The organism is Cupriavidus sp. 01L43 (assembly GCF_056399925.1).
Genome location: NZ_JBFTSH010000002.1, coordinates 747,477 through 765,154 on the forward strand (window position 1 = coordinate 747,477; position 17,678 = coordinate 765,154).

Sequence of the window (17,678 nt, forward strand, 5' to 3'; positions counted from 1 at the left end):
CCCGGCGCCGAACGACAACAACAAGCCGCCGACAACACGGCAGCGCGCATCCATCGCTATGACTGAAGACATCCTCGTCAACATCACGCCGCAAGAGACGCGCGTTGCCATCGTGCAGCAGGCCGCCGTGCAGGAACTGCATGTCGAGCGCACGCTGACGCGCGGGCTGGTTGGCAATATCTATCTCGGCAAGGTCGTGCGCGTGCTGCCGGGGATGCAATCCGCATTCATCGACATCGGCCTCGAGCGCGCGGCCTTCCTGCACGTGGCCGACATCTGGCATCCGCGCGACCCCGACAAGAACGGCGCCCCGCCGCTCGCCATCGAAAAGACGCTGTTCGAGGGCCAGGCCCTGATGGTGCAGGTCATCAAGGACCCCATCGGCACCAAGGGGGCGCGGCTGTCCACGCAGATCAGCATCGCCGGCCGGACGCTGGTGTACCTGCCCCAGGACCCGCATATCGGCATCTCGCAGCGCATCGAGGGCGAGGTGGACCGCGAGGCGCTGCGCGCCCGCGTGCAGGGGCTGGTGCCGCGCGACGAGCGTGGCGGCTTTATCGTGCGGACCATCGCCGAGGAAGCCAGCGACGACGAGCTCGGCAACGACATCGCCTACCTGCGCAAGATCTGGGCGTCGATCCGCCTGAACGCGACCACCCAGCCGGCCCCCAGCCTGCTGTACCAGGACCTGAACCTGGCCCAGCGCGTGCTGCGCGACTTCATCAACGACGCCACGGGCGTGATCCAGATCGACTCGCGCGAGAACTACCAGAAGCTGGTGGAGTTCGCCCAGGAGTACACCCCGGCCGTGCTGCCCCGGCTCTCGCACTACACCGGCGAGCGGCCGATCTTCGACCTGTTCAGCATCGACGCCGAGATCGAGAAGGCGCTGTCGCGGCGGGTGGACCTGAAGTCCGGCGGCTACCTGATGATCGACCAGACCGAGGCGATGACGACGATCGACGTCAACACGGGCGGTTACGTCGGCGCCCGCAACTTCGACGACACGATCTTCAAGACCAACCTCGAGGCCGCGCACACCATCGCCCGGCAACTGCGGCTGCGCAACCTCGGCGGCATCATCATCATCGACTTCATCGACATGGAGAACGTGGAGCATCGCGACGCGGTGCTCTCCGAGCTGAAGCGCGCGCTGTCCCGTGACCGCACCCGGATCACCGTGAACAGCTTCTCGCAGCTCGGGCTGGTGGAGATGACCCGCAAGCGCACGCGCGAGTCGCTGGCGCACGTGCTGTGCGAGCAGTGCCCGGTCTGCACGGGCAAGGGCCAGGTCAAGACGCCGCGCACGGTCTGCTACGACATCCTGCGCGAGATCATGCGCGAGTCCCGCCAGTTCAATCCGCGCGAGTTCCGCATCCTGGCCTCCCAGGAAGTGATCGATCTGTTCCTCGAGGAAGAAAGCCAGCATCTGGCGATGCTCAACGACTTCATCGGCAAGCCGATCTCGCTCCAGGTGGAATCCACGTTCCATCAGGAACAGTACGACATCATCCTGATGTAAGTGCATTGGGCGTCACTCGCCCAATGCCTCACCCCGCAGACATTCACCCCTCACTCTCCCGCCCAGCGTCATCGTTCTGTCATCCACTCCCCCCAGAATGCGCCAAGTCATTCAAGCAAGGGAGTCGACATGACGCATGCAATCGAAGTCCGCGGACTCAGCAAATCGTTCCGCGCGGACCGCAAGGCGCTTGACGATGTCACGCTGCACGTCGCGCCGGGCGAAATGGTGGCCCTGCTGGGCGCCTCGGGTTCTGGCAAGTCCACGCTGCTGCGCCATGTGGCCGGTTTCGTGTCCGGCGATGCTGGCGAGATCCTGGTCAATGGCCGATCCATCCAGCGCCATGGCCGCCTGGCTGGCAACGTGCGCAAGGTGCGCGCCGAAATCGGCTTTGTTTTCCAGCAGTTCAATCTGGTGGGCCGCCTGCCGGTGATCACCAACGTCCTCGTCGGCATGCTCACCCGCATCCCGGCCTGGCGCAGCCTGTTCCGCCTGTTCAGGGCCGATGAAGTGCAGGCCGGCCTCGACGCCCTCGCCCAGGTTGGTATAGACGACTATGCGTTTCAGCGTGCCTCCACGCTGTCCGGCGGCCAGCAGCAGCGCGCCGCCATCGCACGGACGCTGGTGCAGAACGCCAAGGTCATCCTGGCCGACGAACCGATCGCCTCGCTCGACCCGGAATCGTCGCGCCGCGTGATGACGCTGCTCTCGCAGATCAACCGCACCCGCAAGGTGGCCGTGGTGGTGTCGCTGCACCAGGTGGACGTGGCCATGCGCTACTGCCCCCGTGTGGTGGCGCTGCGCCAGGGCAAGGTGGTCTACGACGGCCCGTCCGCCGCACTCACCCCGGGCATGCTGCGCGACCTGTACGGCACCGAGGCCGAGGAACTGCTCCACGACTCGGTTCCCGACGAAGCCGACACCGCCAGCGGCATGCCGGCGCCGGCCATGGTCACGATGAATCTCGCGGCCGCCTGATCGCCACCGCGCCCCCCTTTTCGCTTTCCCGCTGTATTGCCGTCATTTGCCGTTATCCACAACGACTCATCCGAAACGGAGTCACACATGCTTCGCAGAACCTTTCTCGCCGTGGTCGCCTCGGGCGTCGTGGCCCTGCCCGCTTACGCCCAGGACGCCAAGACCCTGAACATCGGCTTTATCTCGACGGAATCGTCGTCGAACCTGAAGACCGCCTGGCAGCCGCTGATCGACGACCTGAGCAAGGCGCTCGGCGTGCAGGTCAAGCCGTTCTTCGCCTCCGACTACGCCGGCATCATCGAGGGCATGCGCTTCAACAAGGTGCAGCTCGGCTGGTTCGGCAACAAGTCGGCCATGGAAGCCGTGGACCGCGCCAACGGCGAGGTGTTCGCGTCCGTGATCGACAAGGACGGCAACCCGGGCTACTGGTCGCTGCTGGTCGTGCGCAAGGACAGCGACCTGAAGACGGTGGAAGACGTGATCAAGCGCGGCAAGGAGCTCTCCTACGGCGCCGGCGACCCGAACTCCACCTCGGGCACGGCCGTGCCGGGCTACTACCTGTGGGCCGCCCACAAGGTGGAGCCGAAGACGCTGTTCAAGGCCGTGCGCATCAGCAACCACGAGACCAACCTGCTCTCCGTGCTGAACAAGCAGGTGGACGTGGCCGTGAACAACACGGAGAACTTCGAGCGCTATCGCATCAACACGGGCAAGAACGCCTATGACGAGGTGCGCGTGCTCTGGAAGAGCCCGCTGATCGCCGCCGACCCCATGGTCTACCGCAAGGACCTGCCGGCCGAGACGAAGAAGAAGATCCAGGACTTCTTCGTCAACTACGGCAAGGGTGCCGACGCTGCGCGCGAGAAGCAGATCCTGACCACGCTGACCTACCAGGGCTTCCGCGTCTCGTCGGACGCGCAGCTGCTGCCCATCCGCCAGATCGAGCTGGCCAAGCAGAAGTCCAAGATCGAGACCGACACCACGCTGGCCGCCGCCGACAAGGAAAAGCAGCTGGCTGACGTGTCTCGCCGCCTGGCCGAGATCGACAAGGCCATCAGCGCCCAGTAAGCCGTACCCCGCCCAGGGCCGATGGCGCGCTGCCATCGGCCTTGCGCCATCTTCACCGTATTCCATCCGATGCCCCCCATGACCGCCACCGCCAAGCCCGGCCTCCCGCCCCCGTCCCCCGCGCCGCACAGCAACGTCCGCCCGCCGCGCACCTCGCTGTCCATGATGCTGGTCTGGGCGATCGTGCTGGCCTTGCTCGCCATGTCCTGGCAAGGCGCCGACATGCGCCCGATGGACCTGCTGCGCGACTCCGGCAACATGGCGAAGTTCGCCGCCGACTTCTTCCCGCCCAATTTCCGCGACTGGCGCAACTACCTCGACGAGATGCTCGTGACCGTGCAGATCGCGCTCTGGGGTACCGCCATCGCCGTGTTCATGGCCGTGCCGCTCGGCCTGCTGTGCTCCGCCAATATCGTGCCGGTGTGGGTCTACCAGCCGGCGCGCCGCATCATGGACGCCTGCCGCGCCATCAACGAGATGGTCTTCGCGATGCTGTTCATCGTGGCCGTGGGCCTCGGCCCGTTCGCCGGCGTGCTGGCGATCTGGATCCACACCACCGGCGTGCTGGCCAAGCTGTTCGCCGAAGCCGTGGAAGCCATCGACCCGCGTCCCGTGGAAGGCGTGCGCGCCACCGGCGCCGGCCCGATCGAGGAGATCGTCTACGGCGTGATCCCGCAGGTGCTGCCGCTGTGGCTGTCCTTCGCGCTGTACCGATTCGAGTCGAACGTGCGCTCGGCGTCGGTGGTCGGCATCGTCGGCGCCGGCGGCATCGGCACCGTGCTCTGGGAGATCATCCGCAGCTTCCAGTACGCGCAGACCTGCGCGGTGATGATCATCATCATCCTGTTCGTCACCGGCATCGACATCGTGTCCGCCCAGATCCGCAAGGTGCTGGTATGAGCGCGGACCGCCTGACCCTGGCACGCATCGAGACGCTCTTCGTCAACCACGGCAAGGACTGGTATGGCGGCGAGGCGATCAGCCAGACCGCCCACGCGCTGCAGTGCGCGCAGCTGGCCGAGCAGGCCGGCGAGCCGGCGGCGCTGGTGGCTGCCGCGCTGCTGCACGACGTGGGCCATCTGATGCTGGCCGAGAGCAGCACCACCGACATGCGCCACCAGGAGGCCGCCGCGCAGGCGCTGGCCGACCTGTTCGGCGCGGACGTGACCGAGCCCGTGCGCCTGCACGTGGCCGCCAAGCGCTACCTGTGCGCGGTGGACCCGGCCTACTTCGCCACACTCTCGCCGGCCTCGGTCCACAGCCTGGCCCTGCAGGGCGGCCCGTACGACGCCGCGCAGGCAGACGCCTTCATCGCCAGCCCGCACGCCGAAGCGGCGGTGCGGCTGCGCCGCTACGACGATCTGGCCAAGGTAGTGGATTTGCCGACGCCGGCGCTGGCGCACTATCTGGACATCGCCGCCGGCTGCGCACGGCACGCGTAAGCCACGCGCCCATGGAAAAAGCCCAGGAGTCCCGGGCTTTTTCTTTGCTGTCGACGATCAACAACTCAGTCGTGCCCCACCCCGATCAACCGGGCGAACGACGCCGCCGAGTCATCCAGCGCCCCGCTGTTGTCGATCTCGACCAGCTTGCAGCCGGCCGGCACGTCGAACGCCTGCCCTGCGCGCGCCAGCCGTTGCGCGATCGCCGCTTCGGACTCCCGCCCCCGCTGGCGCAGGCGCGCCGCCAGGGCCTCGGGCTTCACGCGCACGTGCACCGCGCACAGGCCCGGATAGCGGGCGACGGCCGTCGGCAGGTACTCGCGCGAGCCATTGACGATGACCTTGAGCCCGCGCGCGAGCCAGTCCTCGATCTCCACGCCGATGCCGTAGTCCAGCCCATGGCTGTGCCAGTGCAGCGCCATGCAGCCGAGCGCCCGGCGGCGCGCGAACTCGTCCGTGGACAGCGCCACCGAGGCCTCGTTGGCATCGGCGGCGCGCGTGATGTAGCGATGGGCCACCACCACGCGGTCCTGCGGGCCCAGCCGCTCGCGCAGCGCGCGCAACAGCGAGTCCTTGCCGCTGCCGGAGGGGCCCATCACGTAGAACAGGCCGTGGCCGTCCGCGTGGGGATCAGTGTGGGGATTGGCGCGGGTATAGATCGTCATGATGCGAGCCAGGCTGCACCGGCGCCATCGCGCGTGCTGCCGTTAAAGCCATAGTGGCGCGCGACGAGGAAGTCGGCGCCGGGCTCGGGCTGCACGAACACGGCGATGCCATCGACATGCACCGGCGCGCTGCAGAGCTGCTGGCTGGCCGGCGCGAGTTGCGCGAGCGCGGCGGCTTCCGCAGCAGCGTCGAGCATGCCGGTGAGCGTGATATGGAAGGTGAAGGTCTCGAACACGTAGGGGTAGCCCCACGCCTCGAGCATGCGCTGCTGGGCGGCGCTCAGTTGGTCCGGCTTGCGCTTGCGCAGCTCCGCCTCGGTGGGCGGCGCGCGGAACGGTTCGAAGGCCAGCACGCAGCCATCGGCCAGCGCGTGCATCTGGCGGGCGCCTTCGTGGCTCTCTGTGCCGTCATCGAGACACCACGCGAGGAAGCCGCGCAGCGCGCGCAGCGTCAGCCGGGCGTGGAAGGCATCGACGCCATGCGCGAAGTCACGCGCGGCGGCATCGAGCATCGGGCCATCCGTGCCCGCCGCCAGCCGGAACGGCGGCTTCAGCGTGGCGTGGAGGCCGTAGTGGGCGGGCGCCACCACCCAGGCATCCGGGCGCGGCCCGAGACCTTTGGGCAGTGGCAGCGGCGCGCCGGTATCGGCATCGCGCCCCAGCCACTGCGCGCCGAACGTGCGGAACGGCTCGGCCGGCGCCAGGTAGATCGCGAAGCGCGGTGCGGCCATCGTCATGCGGCCAGACTGCCTTCGTCGCCATCCGCCGTGTAGCGGGCCTTGGCGATGTCGATCATCGGCAGCACGCGCGTGGCGTGCTTCAGCTCACCGTTGACGATGGTGCCGCACACGCGCGGCAGGCCCGGCACGCTGTCATCGACGAGGATGGCGTCGGCGCGCAGCCCCGGCGCGAGCACGCCCCGGTCGCGCAGGCCGGCCGCACGGGCCGGGTTGCGCGAGACGAGGTGCCACGCCTCCGCCAGCGAGACCGCGCCAAGCTGCGCGAGCTTGAACGCGGCCTGGATCGGCGCGGGGTAGTAATAGTCAGAGGCCAGCACCGTGCACAGGCCCGCCGCCACCATCTCGGTGGCGTTGGGGGCGCCGGTGTGGCTGGTGCCGCGCACCACGTTGGGCGCGCCGAACACGGTTTCGTCGCCGATCTGGCGGGCGAGCTTTGCGACCTCGATGGTCAGCGGGAACTCGGCGATATGACAGCCCTGGCGGTGATAGTGCTGGCGCGTGGCGAGGTCCGGGTCATCGTGCGAGGCCACCGGCAGGCCCGCCGCGCGGGCGGCCGCGATCAGACTCGACACGCCCGCCGGCACGTCCTGCGCGTTGCGGCTGGCCGTGCGCAGGCGCGTACGGAAGGTCTCGGGGTCGCACTCGGCGCGCTCGGCGTACTGGGCCAGCTTGCTGTCGTTGGCCATCTTGCGCGCCATCATCGGCAGGTGATCGTTGATGGCGAGCAGGCCGACGCGGCCATCGGCCATCCAGGACAGCGCGGTCTCCACGCCGGCGAGGTGATAGGCCTCGAAGCGCAGGTGCACCTTGTGGGAAGCGCCCAGCACCGGCTGCAAGTGCGCCAGGGCATCGAACATACGCAGCGCGTAGGCTTCGCCACGCAGGCCGCCTTCCCAGGAGAGCGTCACGCCGTGGAATTCGGTCGTGATGCCGTGCGACAGCAGTTGGCGGTCCACGTCGAGCAGCGCGCCCGCGTACGGGAAGCTCACGCCGGGGCGCGGCATCACGGCACGCTCGAAGGCATCGCCATGGATGTCGACGATGCCGGGCAGCACCAGCAGGTCGCCCGCATCGATGCAGGGGCCGCTCTCGGGCGCCTGCTGCTGCGAGGCGACGCTGCCGTGGTCGAAGCCCAGCGTTGCCGGGCCAATGGCGGCCGCGCCCAGCACACGGCGACCCGTGATGCCGGCCAGCCGCGCCGAATGAGTTTGGTTTGTCGTAGGCATGGGCAACACACTACCCCTGGTTGATGACACTCGCATGTCTACACCGGATGTCTAGACCAATGCGATGCAAGCGCCGCACTCGCGGCGCACCCGGATTCAGTCGCTGTCGGAGACGGTGAGTTGCACCCAGTCTCCAGCAAAGCGGGTCATGCTGTATTGCAGCGGTGCGCCGTCGATGTCCACGTTGAGCGCTTCCACCTGGAGCACCGGCCGCGTCTTGGGCTGGTTCAGCAGCCGCGCCACCGGCGCGCTCGGCATGGCGGCGGTGATGCGCGACCACTTGCGCGTGTAGTCGGCAATGCCGAAATGCGCCAGCGCGCGCGAGATCGACAGCTTGGCGCGCACCTGCTCCTCCATGCCCGGGAAGCGCTTGGGGTCGAAGTAGTGCTCGGCCACGTCGATGGTCCGCTCCTCGGCCTTGCCCACCATCTGCACGTGCAGCACGTCGGCATTGCGCGCCAGACCGAGGTGCTTGGCCACCTCCGGCGCGCGGATCACCTGGCTGCCCAGGATCTCCATATGCCCGCGCATGCCCTGCGCGGCCAGATTCTGCGAGAACCGCGTGCGGCGTCCGATGGCGTAGTCGATGGCGTGCTCCTGCACGAAGGTGCCGCGCCCCTGCTCGATGCGCACGAGCCCGCTCAACTCCAGCTCGCCCATGGCGCGCCGGATGGTATGGCGGTTCACGGCAAAGCGCGTGGCCAGCTCCGGTTCAGGCGGCAGCTGCTCGCCGGGGCCATAGAGCTTGTTGCGGATGTCGTCCGCCAACGCCTCGCCAATCTGGCGCCACACGGCCACGCCGGAGCCACGTTCGACTTCCCGTTCAGACATCGCTTCCCTCTTTCATCATGCTTTCATCGTCATTCAATACCGTGCGATTGTGCCTCACACGGAGCGCCCGCGTGGCGTGCCCGATCAATCCGCTCCGGGTCGGCCAGCGCGTCATGAAAGCTTCATGTGGCTGTGGTCTAGTATCGCCGTGTTGTGGTATTTTACATCTAAACGTATAGACGTATAGGGGTGATGATGCAAAGCGAAACCAATGCGGCACGCGCCGCATGGCTGCGAACCCTGGCTCTGGCGCGGTCTGACGCGCTGGAAGCGGCCTACGCGCGGCTTGGCGAGGCAGCAGCGCTGCCGGCCTACCGCCTGCTGCGCAAGCCGGAGTCGGGCATGGCCATGGTGCGGGGCCGCGCTGGCGGCACGGGCGCCCAGTTCAATCTGGGCGAGATGACCGTCACGCGCTGCGCCGTGGTGATCGAGGATGGCGAAACCGGTGGGACCGCCGGCGTCGCCTATGTACAGGGCCGTGGCACCCGCCACGCCGAGCAGGCCGCCGTGCTGGACGCCCTGCTCCAGTTGCCGGCCTGGCACCAGCGCGTGACGGACCTCGTCCTGGCCCCGCTGGCGCAGGCCTTTGCCGACCGCGCGGCGCAGCAGGCCGCCACCGCCGCGCAGACGCGCGTCGAATTCTTCACGATGGCACGCGGAGAGGACTGACATGCCCACCACGCAATCGAATCTGCCGACCTTCGGCACCCCGGCTGCCTCGCTGCTGCCCGGCTTCGACAATCCGGTCGATGACGCCCAGCAGGTGTTCCGCGCCACGCTGGAAGCCTTCGCCCATCCGGGCCGGCTCGCGTCGCTGCCGGCCACCAGCGGCGTGCCCGAGGGCCTCTCGCCCGCGCTGGCCGCGCTGCTGCTGACGCTGGCCGACCCCGACACGCCGGTCTGGCTGCCCGCCGACGTCCCCGCCCCGGCGCGCGCCTTCCTGCGCTTCCACTGCGGCTGCCCGCTGGTCGATCAGCTCGACGCCGCCACCTTCGTCTGCGTGCCGGCCGGCCATGCGACGCCCGCCCTCGCCGACTGCGCCCAGGGCCAGCCGGCCTACCCGGACCGCTCGGCCACGCTGATCGTCGAAGTGGCTTCGCTGACCGAAGGCGACACGCTCACGCTGCGCGGCCCCGGCATCGAGACCACGCAGGCGCTGACCGTCACCGGCCTGCCTGCCGACTTCCAGGCCAGCTGGGCCGCGAACAACGCCGGCTTCCCGCTCGGCGTCGACCTGCTGCTGGCCAGCGGCGACCAATTCTGCGCACTGACGCGCACCACGCACCTGACGCACGGGGAGAACTGACATGTACGTAGCCGTGAAGGGAGGCGAACGCGCCATCCTGAACTCGTACCAGATGCTCGACAGCTATCGCCGTGGCGATACGTCGGTGCCCGAACTCACGCTCACCCAGATCCGCGAGCAGATGCCGCTGGCCGTGGCCCGCGTGATGGCCGAAGGCTCGCTCTACGACCCGCACCTCGCCGCCCTCGCCCTCAAGCAGGCCGCCGGCGACCAGATCGAGGCGATCTTCCTGCTGCGCGCCTATCGCACCACGCTGGCGCGCTTCGGCTACACCCAGCCGCTCGATACCGGCACCATGCGCCTGCAACGTCGTATTTCGTCGACGTTCAAGGACGTGCCGGGCGGCCAGGTACTCGGCCCGACTTACGACTACACCCAGCGCCTGCTCGACTTCTCGCTCGAAGCCGGCCGCGACCCGGAACCGCTGCCGCCGTCCGCCCAGCCGCTGGCCGCCGGCATGCCGCGCGTGACGGGCCTGCTGGAAGCCGATGAACTGGTCGAAGCCGACGCCATCCCGCCCGGCGACCCCGCCCCGCCGGACCTGACGCGCGAGCCGCTGACGTTCCCGGCCGACCGCGCCGCCCGCCTGCAGAACCTGGCGCGCGGTGACGAGGGCTTCCTGCTGTCGATGGGTTACTCGACCCAGCGCGGCTACGGCAACTCGCACCCGTTCGCGGCCGAGATCCGCTACGGCACGGCCGAGGTGGAACTGTTCGTCGAGGAACTGGGCTTCGCCGTGACGATCGGCGAGGTCGAGCTGACCGAGTGCCAGATGGTCAGCCAGTTCAGCGGCAACGCCGACGAGGCGCCCCGCTTCACGCGCGGCTACGGCCTCGTGTTCGGCTACAACGAGCGCAAGGCCATGTCGATGGCGCTGGCGGACCGCGCGATGCGCGCGGCGGAGTTGGGCGAAGCTGCCGACGCCCCGGCCAACGACATCGAATTCATGCTCTATCACAGCGACAACGTGGAGGCCTCGGGCTTCGTCCAGCATTTGAAGCTGCCCCACTACGTCGACTTCCAGGCCAACCTGGAACTGCTGCGCCGCCTGCGTGCCGAGCAGGAGGCCGCCGCGCCCAACGCCGCCGCCCCGGCCGCACTGCACGCCGCCGCGCAAGCCGCCACCCAAGAGGAAACGCTGGCATGACACAGACCATCGCCCATCCGGCCACCGTCGCCCGCGACGATCATTACAACTTCGGCTACCTCGACGAATCCACCAAGCGCATGCTGCGCCGCGCGCTGCTCAAGGCCGTGGCGATTCCGGGCTACCAGGTGCCGTTCGGCAGCCGCGAGATGCCGCTGCCCTATGGCTGGGGCACCGGCGGCATCCAGGTGACGGCCGCCATCATCGGCAAGCAGGACGTGCTGAAGGTGATCGACCAGGGTTCCGACGACACGACGAACGCCATCAACATCCGCCGCTTCTTCGGCCGCGTGACCGGCGTGCAGACGACGGAGCGCACCGCCGAGGCGTCGATCATCCAGACCCGTCACCGCATTCCGGAAACGGCACTGCGCGCAGGCCAGACCATGGTCTACCAGGTGCCCATTCCCGAGCCGCTGCGCTGGCTGGAGCCGAGCGAGACCGAGACGCGCACCATGCACGCGCTGTCCGAGTACGGCGCCATGCACGTGAAGCTTTACGAGGATATTGCCCACCACGGGCATATCGCCACGACCTACGACTATCCCGTGATCGTCAACCAGCGGTACATGATGCGTCCGTCGCCCATTCCGAAGTTCGACAACCCCAAGCTCGACCGCAGCCCCGCGCTGATGCTGTTCGGCGCTGGCCGCGAGAAGCGCGTCTACGCCGTGCCACCGTACACCTCGGTCCGGAGCCTCGATTTCAAGGATCACCCGTTCACGGTGGAGAAGTGGTCGAGCTGCTGCGCCCAGTGCGGCGCCACGGACAGCTACCTCGACGAAATCATTACCGACGACGCCGGCACCCGCATGTTCGTCTGCTCCGACACCGAGTACTGCGCTGACCGCCAGGCCGCGCAGGCCGTGGAAGCCGCGGGAGTGTGCCAATGACCGCCACGCCGCTTCTTTCCGTCCGCCACCTCACGCGCACCTGGGACGGCCTGCACGGCTGCCACGACGTCAGCTTCGACCTCTATCCGGGCGAAGTGCTCTGCGTGGTCGGCGAATCCGGCTCGGGCAAGAGCACGCTGCTGCAGGCCCTGTCGATGCAGGCGCCGCCGCAGCGCGGCAGCGTCAGCTATGACATGCGCGAATCGGGCCTGACCGACCTCGCCACGCTCTCCAGCGCCCGTATGCGGCTGCTGGCGCGCACCGACTGGGGCTTCGTGCGCCAGCACGCCCGCGACGGCCTGCGCATGCAGGTCAGCGCCGGTGCCAACATCGCCGAGCGCCTGATGGCCGTGGGCGAGCGCCACTACGGCAATCTGCGCGAAGTGGCCGGCGCCTGGCTCGAGAAGATGGAAATCGATCTGGCCCGGCTGGACGACGTGCCCGGCACGTTCTCGGGCGGCATGCAGCAGCGCCTGCAGATCGCGCGGAACCTCGTCACCCATCCGCGCCTGGTCTTCATGGACGAGCCGACCGCCTCGCTCGACGTCTCCGTGCAGGCCCGCCTGCTCGACCTGCTGCGCCGCCTGGTGACCGATCTCGGCCTCGCCGCCGTGCTGGTCACCCACGACCTGGCCGTGGCCCGCCTGCTGGCCCACCGTACGCTGGTCATGCAGGGCGGCCGCGTGGTCGAACAGGGCCTGACCGACCAGATCCTCGACGACCCCCAGCACACCTACACCCAGCTGCTGGTCTCCTCCATCCTGCAAGGCTGACGACGATGTCCACCGACAACCTCCACACCCCTGCCGAGCGACTGATCGAGGTGCGCGGCCTTGGGAAGATGTTCACGCTGCACAACCAGGGCGGCATCCGCCTGCCCGTGCTGCGCGCGATCGACTTCGACGCCGCGCGCGGCGAATGCCTCGTGCTGTCCGGCCGCTCCGGTACCGGCAAGAGCACGCTGCTGCGCTGCCTCTACGGCAACTATCTGGCCACCGAAGGCACCATCCGCCTGCGTGATACCAGCGCCGAAGGCGCGCCGTGGGTCGAGCTGACGCAGGCCCCGGAGCAACGCATCCTGCACCTGCGCCGCCATGTGATTGGCTACGTCAGCCAGTTCCTGCGCGCCATTCCGCGCGTCTCGGCGCTCGACGTAGTGGCGGAGCCGCTCGAACAGCGTGGCACCTCGCACGAGGCAGCCCGCGCCCGCGCCGCCGTGCTCCTCGAACGGCTGAACCTGCCGCGCCGCCTCTGGGACCTGCCGCCGGCCACCTTCTCGGGCGGCGAGCAGCAGCGCGTGAACATCGCGCGCGGGCTGATCGGCGGCCATCCGATCCTGCTGCTGGACGAGCCCACCGCCTCGCTCGACGCCGACAACCGCGCCGTGGTGATCGACCTGATCCGCGAAGCCCTGGCCGAAGGCCGCGCGCTGATCGGCATCTTCCACGACGAAGCCGTGCGCGACGCCGTGGCCACGCGCCTGCTGCCGCTACAACCCGCTACCGCCATCGCCTGACGGACGACCGCCCCCATGACCACCACCTACCTGACCCACGCCACGCTGGTCCTGCCGGACCGCGTGCTGCAAGACAGTGCCCTGCTGATCGAGGATGGCCGCATCGCCGCCATCGAACCCGCGCCGGCTGCCGTGCCGGCCCACGCCACCGTGATCGACCTGCGCGGCCACGCGGTCATGCCGGGCCTGATCGATGTGCACTGCGACGCCATCGAGAAGGAAGCCGAGCCGCGCGCCAATGTGCTATTCCCGCTGGACTTCGCCGTTGCGCAGGTGGACCGCCGMAACGCCGCCGCCGGCATCACCACGCCGTACCACGCGCTCTCGTTCGCCAGCAACCAGTTCGGCGTGCGCAACAACGAGACGGCCGCCACGCTGGTGCGCACCGTGGCCGCGTACCGTGCGAGTAGCCTGGTCGACAACCGCATCCACTGCCGCTACGAGGTGACCGACGCCGCCGCCGTGCCCGTGCTCGAAATGCTGATGGCCGAAGGCGTGGTGGACCTGCTCTCCGTGATGGATCACTCCCCGGGCCAGGGCCAGTTCAAGACGCTGGACGCCTATCTCTCGTACATGATGGGCAACCACGGCATGAGCCGCGAGGAAGCCGCCGACGCCGCCGCCAAGAAGACGGCCGAACTGGACGGCGCGCACGAGCGCGTGAACCGGCTGGTGGCCCGGGCGCACGAGCTGGGCATTCCCACGGCCAGCCACGACGACGACAGCCCCCAGCGCATTGCCGCGATGCAGGCACTCGGCGTGCGGATGAGCGAGTTCCCGATCAACCTGGAAACCGCCCGCGCGGCGAACACGCATGCGCTGCCGACCATCCTCGGCGCCCCCAACGTGCTGCGCGGCAAGAGCCAGAGCGGGTCGATGCGCGCCATCGACGCCATCCAGGCCGGGGTCGGCAACATCCTCTGCTCGGACTACCAGCCGTCCACGCTGATCGCCTCGGCCTACGCCGCGGCGCGGCAGGCCGATCTGCCGCTCAACGAGGCGCTGGCGCTGGTCACCGCCAATCCGGCGGACGCCTGCCTGCTCGACGACCGGGGCCGCCTGGTGCCGGGCCTGCGCGCGGACCTGATCGCCGTGGCTACCGTGGCCGGGCAGCCGATGGTCACGCACACGTGGTCGGCGGGCCGGCTGGTGTTCTCGGCCGGCTACCCGGCTGGCGCGGTGCAGCATGCCGTGCCGCGCGAAGCCATGCGCGAGGTCGCCTGATGGGGACCGGACTTCCCGCCGGGTTAGCCGCCGGACCGGCGCAGGTGGTGGGGGTCAGCCGCAGCCCCGTGCACGGCTTCAGCAAGCCGCGCGAGACGTCCATCCGGCTGCTGCCCGGCATCGGCGTGGAAGGCGACGCCCATGCCGGCACCACGGTCAAGCATCGCTCGCGCGTGGCCGTGGACCCGACCCAGCCGAACCTGCGTCAGGTCCACCTGATCCACGCCGAGCTACACGCGGCGCTGGCGGCGGCCGGGTTCGACATCGGTTATGGGGAACTGGGCGAGAACATCACCACGGCCGGCATCGACCTGCTCGGGCTGCCGGTCGGCACTCGCCTGCGGATTGGCGATGCGCAGATCGAGATCACCGGGCTGCGCAACCCGTGTGCGCAGATCGAGCACTTCCGTGAAGGGCTGCTGAGTCAGGTGGTGTATAAGGACGCGCACGGCGAGATCGTGCGCAAGGCTGGCGTGATGGGCGTGGTGGTGGCGGGCGGCGTGGTGCGGCCCGGTCAGGGTATCGAGACCACCCTGCCGCCGCTGCCGCACAGGCGGCTGGAGCGGGTCTGACAAGTACGAGACCCGGCACGTGCCGGGCATTCTCTCACTATAGATTGCCGGAGCCGGCGCGCTCCTCAGGACTTGTCCCGATCCCCTCCCGCTCGCGTTCCGGCGGCCGTCCTCTATATATATAAGGGAGGCGGGCCGCCATGCATGACGGCCGGATCGCACCGAGGAGCCAGCATGCCGTTCAAACCCACACTGCCAGCCATGCTGGCTGTTTTTTTGTGCGCGGCGTGCACGCCGCCGATGCTGGCCGACCGCTCGGCGCCCATGCAGGGCCCCACCGCCCCCAAGCCCTACCCACCGCCGCCTGAAAGCCGCGCCACGCCCATCGCGGCGCGCGTGATCAACCTGTCTGGCAGTTGCAAGCGCACCGAGGAGGATGGCTTCCGCGAAGACGCGTTGGTCAAGGTCACGGGCAATGCCGTGCAGACGCTGAAATGGAAGCTCTGGGTGTCCCGGAAGGGTTCGTGCACGTTCGATCTGGAGGATTTCAAGCAGGTACAGCAGACGCCACACATAGAACTGCATGCAATTGACGGCAGCGGCTGCAAGCTGATGGTGTGGCAGGACCCGCGCCGGGTGACGCTGGCCCATGCCCGCTGCGAGAAGCACTGCACGCCGGGTATCTACGAGCAGGCGTGGCCGGTGCTGTTCGACCCGAAAAGCGGCGCTTGCGCGGAGATCCGGTAAATCTGACCGGCGCCGCCCCTCGGGTGATCGGAGGAAGTTACTGCTGGGTGGCGAACTGGATGCGGTGCAGGCCCGCGTAGAGCCCGTTGGCGGCGAGCAGTTCGGCATGGCTGCCATGCTCGGCCACGCGGCCCTGCTCCAGCACGACGATGCGGTCGGCGTTCTCGATCGTGGACAGCCGGTGGGCGATCACGAGCGTGGTCCGCCCCACCATCAGCGACTCCAGCGCCGCCTGCACCTGCCGTTCCGATTCCGAATCGAGCGCGGAAGTCGCCTCGTCCAGGATCAGGATCGGCGCGTCCTTGTAGATCGCGCGCGCAATGGCCAGCCGCTGGCGCTGGCCGCCGGACAGCTTCATGCCGTTGTCGCCGATATTGGTTTCCAGCCCCTCCGGCAGCCCCTTGACCGTATCGGTCAGGTAGGCCGCCGCAAGTGCACGCTCCACGCGTGCCATATCGATCGCTTCTCGCGGATGCACGCCGTAGGCCACATTGGCCGCCACGGTGTCGTTGAACAGCACGACATCCTGGCTCACGAACGCGATCTGGCGGCGCAGGTCGGTCAGCGCGAACTGGGCGATGGGCTGGCCATCGAGCAGGATCCGGCCGTCGGTCGGATCGAAGAAGCGGGGTACGAGGTTGACCAGCGTGGTCTTGCCGCTGCCGGACGGACCGACCAGCGCCACCACCTCGCCCGGGGCCACCCGGAAATTGACATGCTGGAGCGCCGGCCGGCCGGCGTCGCCATAGCGGAAACCGACGTCCTCGAACACCAGATCGCCCTTGGCACGTTCCAGCCGCAGGCCTTCGGTCTGCGGCTCGATCGGCTCGTCGATGAGCCGGAAGATCATCTCGGCGGCGGTCAGCCCGCGTTGCAGCGGCTGGTTCAGGTCGGTCAGGTGCTTGAGCGGCGAGATCAGCAGCAGCATCGCCATGACGAAGCCGGTAAAGCCGCCGACCGTAGTCTGGTTGCCCTGGGCCTGGATCATCGCGATGGTCAGGATCACGGACAGCGCCAGCGACGCCAGGAACGCGGTGACCGGCTGGTTCAGCCCGCCCGCCACGGCCATGCGCATCGAGTAGCCGCGCAGGCGCTCGGCCATGGCCTCGAAGCGCGACTGCTCGTAGGTCTCCCCGCCATGCAGCTTGACCACCTTGTAGCCGCCGGCGGCTTCCTCGACCACGTACGCGGCCTCGTTGGTCAGCGTCTGGTGGTCACGGTTCAGCCGGCGCAGGCGCCGGTTCACCTTCGACATGACGAAGCCGATCACGGGCAGCAGCACCGCCACCACCAGCGTGAGCCGCCAGTTCGTGTAGAACAGGTAGATCAGCAGCGCCAGCACGGTCAGCGAGTCGCGCACCAGCGTGATCAACACCCCGGTCAGGATCTGCATCACCTGGTTGACCTCGAAGATCACGGCATTGATCAGTGACGCGGCGGTGTTGCGGTGGAAGAACAGCGCGGGCGCCTGCAGCATCCGACCGAACATCTGCATGCGCATCTTGAACAGCACGCGGTTCGAGATCTGGGCCAGCAGGTAGCCGGACGCGAACTGCGCCACGCCACGGACCAGCGCCACGCCGGTCAGCAGCGCGGGCACATGCCAGAGCTTGCCGGCGTAGTCGCCGCCAAACCCCTTGTCGAGCAGGTCGTTGACAACCTTGGGGATAATCCCCTCGCTGGCGGCCACCAGCGCCATGGCGAGGATGGCCAGCGCGAACACGCGCATCTCGGGCTTCAGGTAAGCCCAGACCCGCTTGAGGGTGTCGGCTTCCTGGGGCGTTTGTTTATTGTTTTCGTTCACGATGACTCCGCCCCGCTCGCACGGGGGGTTGTGCCTGCCAAGACTGCGACTACCGCT

General features: G+C 68.5%; 19 protein-coding genes. 14 read left to right on the top strand and 5 right to left on the bottom strand.

Going from position 1 to position 17,678, the window contains the following annotated elements:
* The first annotated feature begins 58 nt into the window (after nucleotides 1–58).
* The 5 genes from rng to AC1DP9_RS06640 all read left to right on the top strand — a co-directional run bounded on the left by rng (nucleotide 59) and on the right by AC1DP9_RS06640 (nucleotide 5,010).
* Nucleotides 59–1,522 (top strand): ribonuclease G, encoded by a 1,464-nt coding sequence (gene rng, locus AC1DP9_RS06620; RefSeq protein ID WP_477106886.1) that lies wholly within the window; start codon nucleotides 59–61, stop codon nucleotides 1,520–1,522.
* A gap of 129 nt (nucleotides 1,523–1,651) precedes the next feature.
* Nucleotides 1,652–2,500, top strand: coding sequence for a phosphonate ABC transporter ATP-binding protein (gene phnC, locus AC1DP9_RS06625; RefSeq protein WP_441593618.1), 849 nt, complete (start codon nucleotides 1,652–1,654; stop codon nucleotides 2,498–2,500).
* 87 nt (nucleotides 2,501–2,587) lie between these two features.
* Nucleotides 2,588–3,568: a phosphonate ABC transporter substrate-binding protein gene (gene phnD / locus AC1DP9_RS06630; protein WP_092292171.1), complete on the top strand. Its 981-nt coding sequence runs from the start codon at nucleotides 2,588–2,590 to the stop codon at nucleotides 3,566–3,568.
* A gap of 78 nt (nucleotides 3,569–3,646) precedes the next feature.
* Entirely contained in the window at nucleotides 3,647–4,468 is an 822-nt protein-coding gene (gene phnE / locus AC1DP9_RS06635; RefSeq protein ID WP_092292169.1) for a phosphonate ABC transporter, permease protein PhnE, read from the top strand.
* The gene (locus AC1DP9_RS06640) at nucleotides 4,465–5,010 is read left to right on the top strand and encodes a phosphonate degradation HD-domain oxygenase (RefSeq protein ID WP_477106887.1); all 546 of its coding nucleotides are present in this window, start codon (nucleotides 4,465–4,467) and stop codon (nucleotides 5,008–5,010) included. The genes phnE and AC1DP9_RS06640 overlap by 4 nt, the downstream gene beginning before the upstream one ends.
* A 65-nt stretch (nucleotides 5,011–5,075) precedes the next feature.
* Here AC1DP9_RS06640 and phnN read toward each other — a convergent pair whose 3' ends face one another.
* From phnN to phnF, 4 genes are all read right to left on the bottom strand, one after another.
* A complete protein-coding gene (phnN, locus tag AC1DP9_RS06645; protein ID WP_477106888.1) occupies nucleotides 5,076–5,675 on the bottom strand; it encodes a phosphonate metabolism protein/1,5-bisphosphokinase (PRPP-forming) PhnN in 600 nt (199 codons plus the stop codon).
* Nucleotides 5,672–6,412 (bottom strand): DUF1045 domain-containing protein, encoded by a 741-nt coding sequence (locus AC1DP9_RS06650; protein ID WP_477106889.1) that lies wholly within the window; start codon nucleotides 6,410–6,412, stop codon nucleotides 5,672–5,674. Before AC1DP9_RS06650 ends, phnN begins: the two co-directional genes overlap by 4 nt.
* Entirely contained in the window at nucleotides 6,409–7,641 is a 1,233-nt protein-coding gene (locus AC1DP9_RS06655; RefSeq protein WP_477106890.1) for an alpha-D-ribose 1-methylphosphonate 5-triphosphate diphosphatase, read from the bottom strand. Before AC1DP9_RS06655 ends, AC1DP9_RS06650 begins: the two co-directional genes overlap by 4 nt.
* 96 nt (nucleotides 7,642–7,737) lie before the next feature.
* The gene (gene phnF / locus AC1DP9_RS06660) at nucleotides 7,738–8,472 is read right to left on the bottom strand and encodes a phosphonate metabolism transcriptional regulator PhnF (RefSeq protein ID WP_092301989.1); all 735 of its coding nucleotides are present in this window, start codon (nucleotides 8,470–8,472) and stop codon (nucleotides 7,738–7,740) included.
* 192 nt (nucleotides 8,473–8,664) lie between these two features.
* Here phnF and phnG point away from each other — a divergent pair, with 192 nt between their 5' ends.
* The 9 genes from phnG to AC1DP9_RS06705 all read left to right on the top strand — a co-directional run bounded on the left by phnG (nucleotide 8,665) and on the right by AC1DP9_RS06705 (nucleotide 15,817).
* Nucleotides 8,665–9,141 (top strand): phosphonate C-P lyase system protein PhnG, encoded by a 477-nt coding sequence (gene phnG / locus AC1DP9_RS06665; RefSeq protein WP_092301986.1) that lies wholly within the window; start codon nucleotides 8,665–8,667, stop codon nucleotides 9,139–9,141.
* Nucleotide 9,142: 1 nt separating this feature from the next.
* The gene (phnH, locus tag AC1DP9_RS06670) at nucleotides 9,143–9,778 is read left to right on the top strand and encodes a phosphonate C-P lyase system protein PhnH (RefSeq protein ID WP_477106891.1); all 636 of its coding nucleotides are present in this window, start codon (nucleotides 9,143–9,145) and stop codon (nucleotides 9,776–9,778) included.
* A gap of 1 nt (nucleotide 9,779) precedes the next feature.
* The gene (locus AC1DP9_RS06675) at nucleotides 9,780–10,925 is read left to right on the top strand and encodes a carbon-phosphorus lyase complex subunit (RefSeq protein ID WP_477106892.1); all 1,146 of its coding nucleotides are present in this window, start codon (nucleotides 9,780–9,782) and stop codon (nucleotides 10,923–10,925) included.
* Nucleotides 10,922–11,818, top strand: a complete 897-nt coding sequence (locus AC1DP9_RS06680; protein ID WP_143093951.1) for an alpha-D-ribose 1-methylphosphonate 5-phosphate C-P-lyase PhnJ — start codon at nucleotides 10,922–10,924, stop codon at nucleotides 11,816–11,818. Before AC1DP9_RS06675 ends, AC1DP9_RS06680 begins: the two co-directional genes overlap by 4 nt.
* Nucleotides 11,815–12,591, top strand: coding sequence for a phosphonate C-P lyase system protein PhnK (phnK, locus tag AC1DP9_RS06685; protein ID WP_477106893.1), 777 nt, complete (start codon nucleotides 11,815–11,817; stop codon nucleotides 12,589–12,591). Before AC1DP9_RS06680 ends, phnK begins: the two co-directional genes overlap by 4 nt.
* Before the next feature lie 5 nt (nucleotides 12,592–12,596).
* Entirely contained in the window at nucleotides 12,597–13,334 is a 738-nt protein-coding gene (gene phnL / locus AC1DP9_RS06690) for a phosphonate C-P lyase system protein PhnL (RefSeq protein WP_477106894.1), read from the top strand.
* A gap of 15 nt (nucleotides 13,335–13,349) precedes the next feature.
* Nucleotides 13,350–14,558, top strand: a complete 1,209-nt coding sequence (locus AC1DP9_RS06695; RefSeq protein WP_092301971.1) for an alpha-D-ribose 1-methylphosphonate 5-triphosphate diphosphatase — start codon at nucleotides 13,350–13,352, stop codon at nucleotides 14,556–14,558.
* Nucleotides 14,558–15,130 (top strand): MOSC domain-containing protein, encoded by a 573-nt coding sequence (locus AC1DP9_RS06700; RefSeq protein ID WP_477106895.1) that lies wholly within the window; start codon nucleotides 14,558–14,560, stop codon nucleotides 15,128–15,130. Before AC1DP9_RS06695 ends, AC1DP9_RS06700 begins: the two co-directional genes overlap by 1 nt.
* A 174-nt stretch (nucleotides 15,131–15,304) precedes the next feature.
* Nucleotides 15,305–15,817, top strand: a complete 513-nt coding sequence (locus AC1DP9_RS06705; protein WP_092301965.1) for a hypothetical protein — start codon at nucleotides 15,305–15,307, stop codon at nucleotides 15,815–15,817.
* 37 nt (nucleotides 15,818–15,854) lie between these two features.
* On the opposite strand, the gene msbA is transcribed toward AC1DP9_RS06705, so the two are convergent.
* Complete coding sequence (gene msbA / locus AC1DP9_RS06710) at nucleotides 15,855–17,621, bottom strand: lipid A export permease/ATP-binding protein MsbA (RefSeq protein ID WP_092301962.1); 1,767 nt, start codon at nucleotides 17,619–17,621, stop codon at nucleotides 15,855–15,857.
* Nucleotides 17,622–17,678: the final 57 nt, after the last annotated feature.

Bases quoted from the DNA above. Each gene is read 5' to 3' on its own strand.
- rng (WP_477106886.1), top strand. From the start codon at position 59: ATGACTGAAGACATCCTCGTCAACATCACGCCGCAAGAGACGCGCGTT.
- phnC (WP_441593618.1), top strand. From the start codon at position 1,652: ATGACGCATGCAATCGAAGTCCGCGGACTCAGCAAATCGTTCCGCGCG.
- phnD (WP_092292171.1), top strand. From the start codon at position 2,588: ATGCTTCGCAGAACCTTTCTCGCCGTGGTCGCCTCGGGCGTCGTGGCC.
- phnE (WP_092292169.1), top strand. From the start codon at position 3,647: ATGACCGCCACCGCCAAGCCCGGCCTCCCGCCCCCGTCCCCCGCGCCG.
- AC1DP9_RS06640 (WP_477106887.1), top strand. From the start codon at position 4,465: ATGAGCGCGGACCGCCTGACCCTGGCACGCATCGAGACGCTCTTCGTC.
- phnN (WP_477106888.1), bottom strand. From the start codon at position 5,675: ATGACGATCTATACCCGCGCCAATCCCCACACTGATCCCCACGCGGAC.
- AC1DP9_RS06650 (WP_477106889.1), bottom strand. From the start codon at position 6,412: ATGACGATGGCCGCACCGCGCTTCGCGATCTACCTGGCGCCGGCCGAG.
- AC1DP9_RS06655 (WP_477106890.1), bottom strand. From the start codon at position 7,641: ATGCCTACGACAAACCAAACTCATTCGGCGCGGCTGGCCGGCATCACG.
- phnF (WP_092301989.1), bottom strand. From the start codon at position 8,472: ATGTCTGAACGGGAAGTCGAACGTGGCTCCGGCGTGGCCGTGTGGCGC.
- phnG (WP_092301986.1), top strand. From the start codon at position 8,665: ATGATGCAAAGCGAAACCAATGCGGCACGCGCCGCATGGCTGCGAACC.
- phnH (WP_477106891.1), top strand. From the start codon at position 9,143: ATGCCCACCACGCAATCGAATCTGCCGACCTTCGGCACCCCGGCTGCC.
- AC1DP9_RS06675 (WP_477106892.1), top strand. From the start codon at position 9,780: ATGTACGTAGCCGTGAAGGGAGGCGAACGCGCCATCCTGAACTCGTAC.
- AC1DP9_RS06680 (WP_143093951.1), top strand. From the start codon at position 10,922: ATGACACAGACCATCGCCCATCCGGCCACCGTCGCCCGCGACGATCAT.
- phnK (WP_477106893.1), top strand. From the start codon at position 11,815: ATGACCGCCACGCCGCTTCTTTCCGTCCGCCACCTCACGCGCACCTGG.
- phnL (WP_477106894.1), top strand. From the start codon at position 12,597: ATGTCCACCGACAACCTCCACACCCCTGCCGAGCGACTGATCGAGGTG.
- AC1DP9_RS06700 (WP_477106895.1), top strand. From the start codon at position 14,558: ATGGGGACCGGACTTCCCGCCGGGTTAGCCGCCGGACCGGCGCAGGTG.
- AC1DP9_RS06705 (WP_092301965.1), top strand. From the start codon at position 15,305: ATGCCGTTCAAACCCACACTGCCAGCCATGCTGGCTGTTTTTTTGTGC.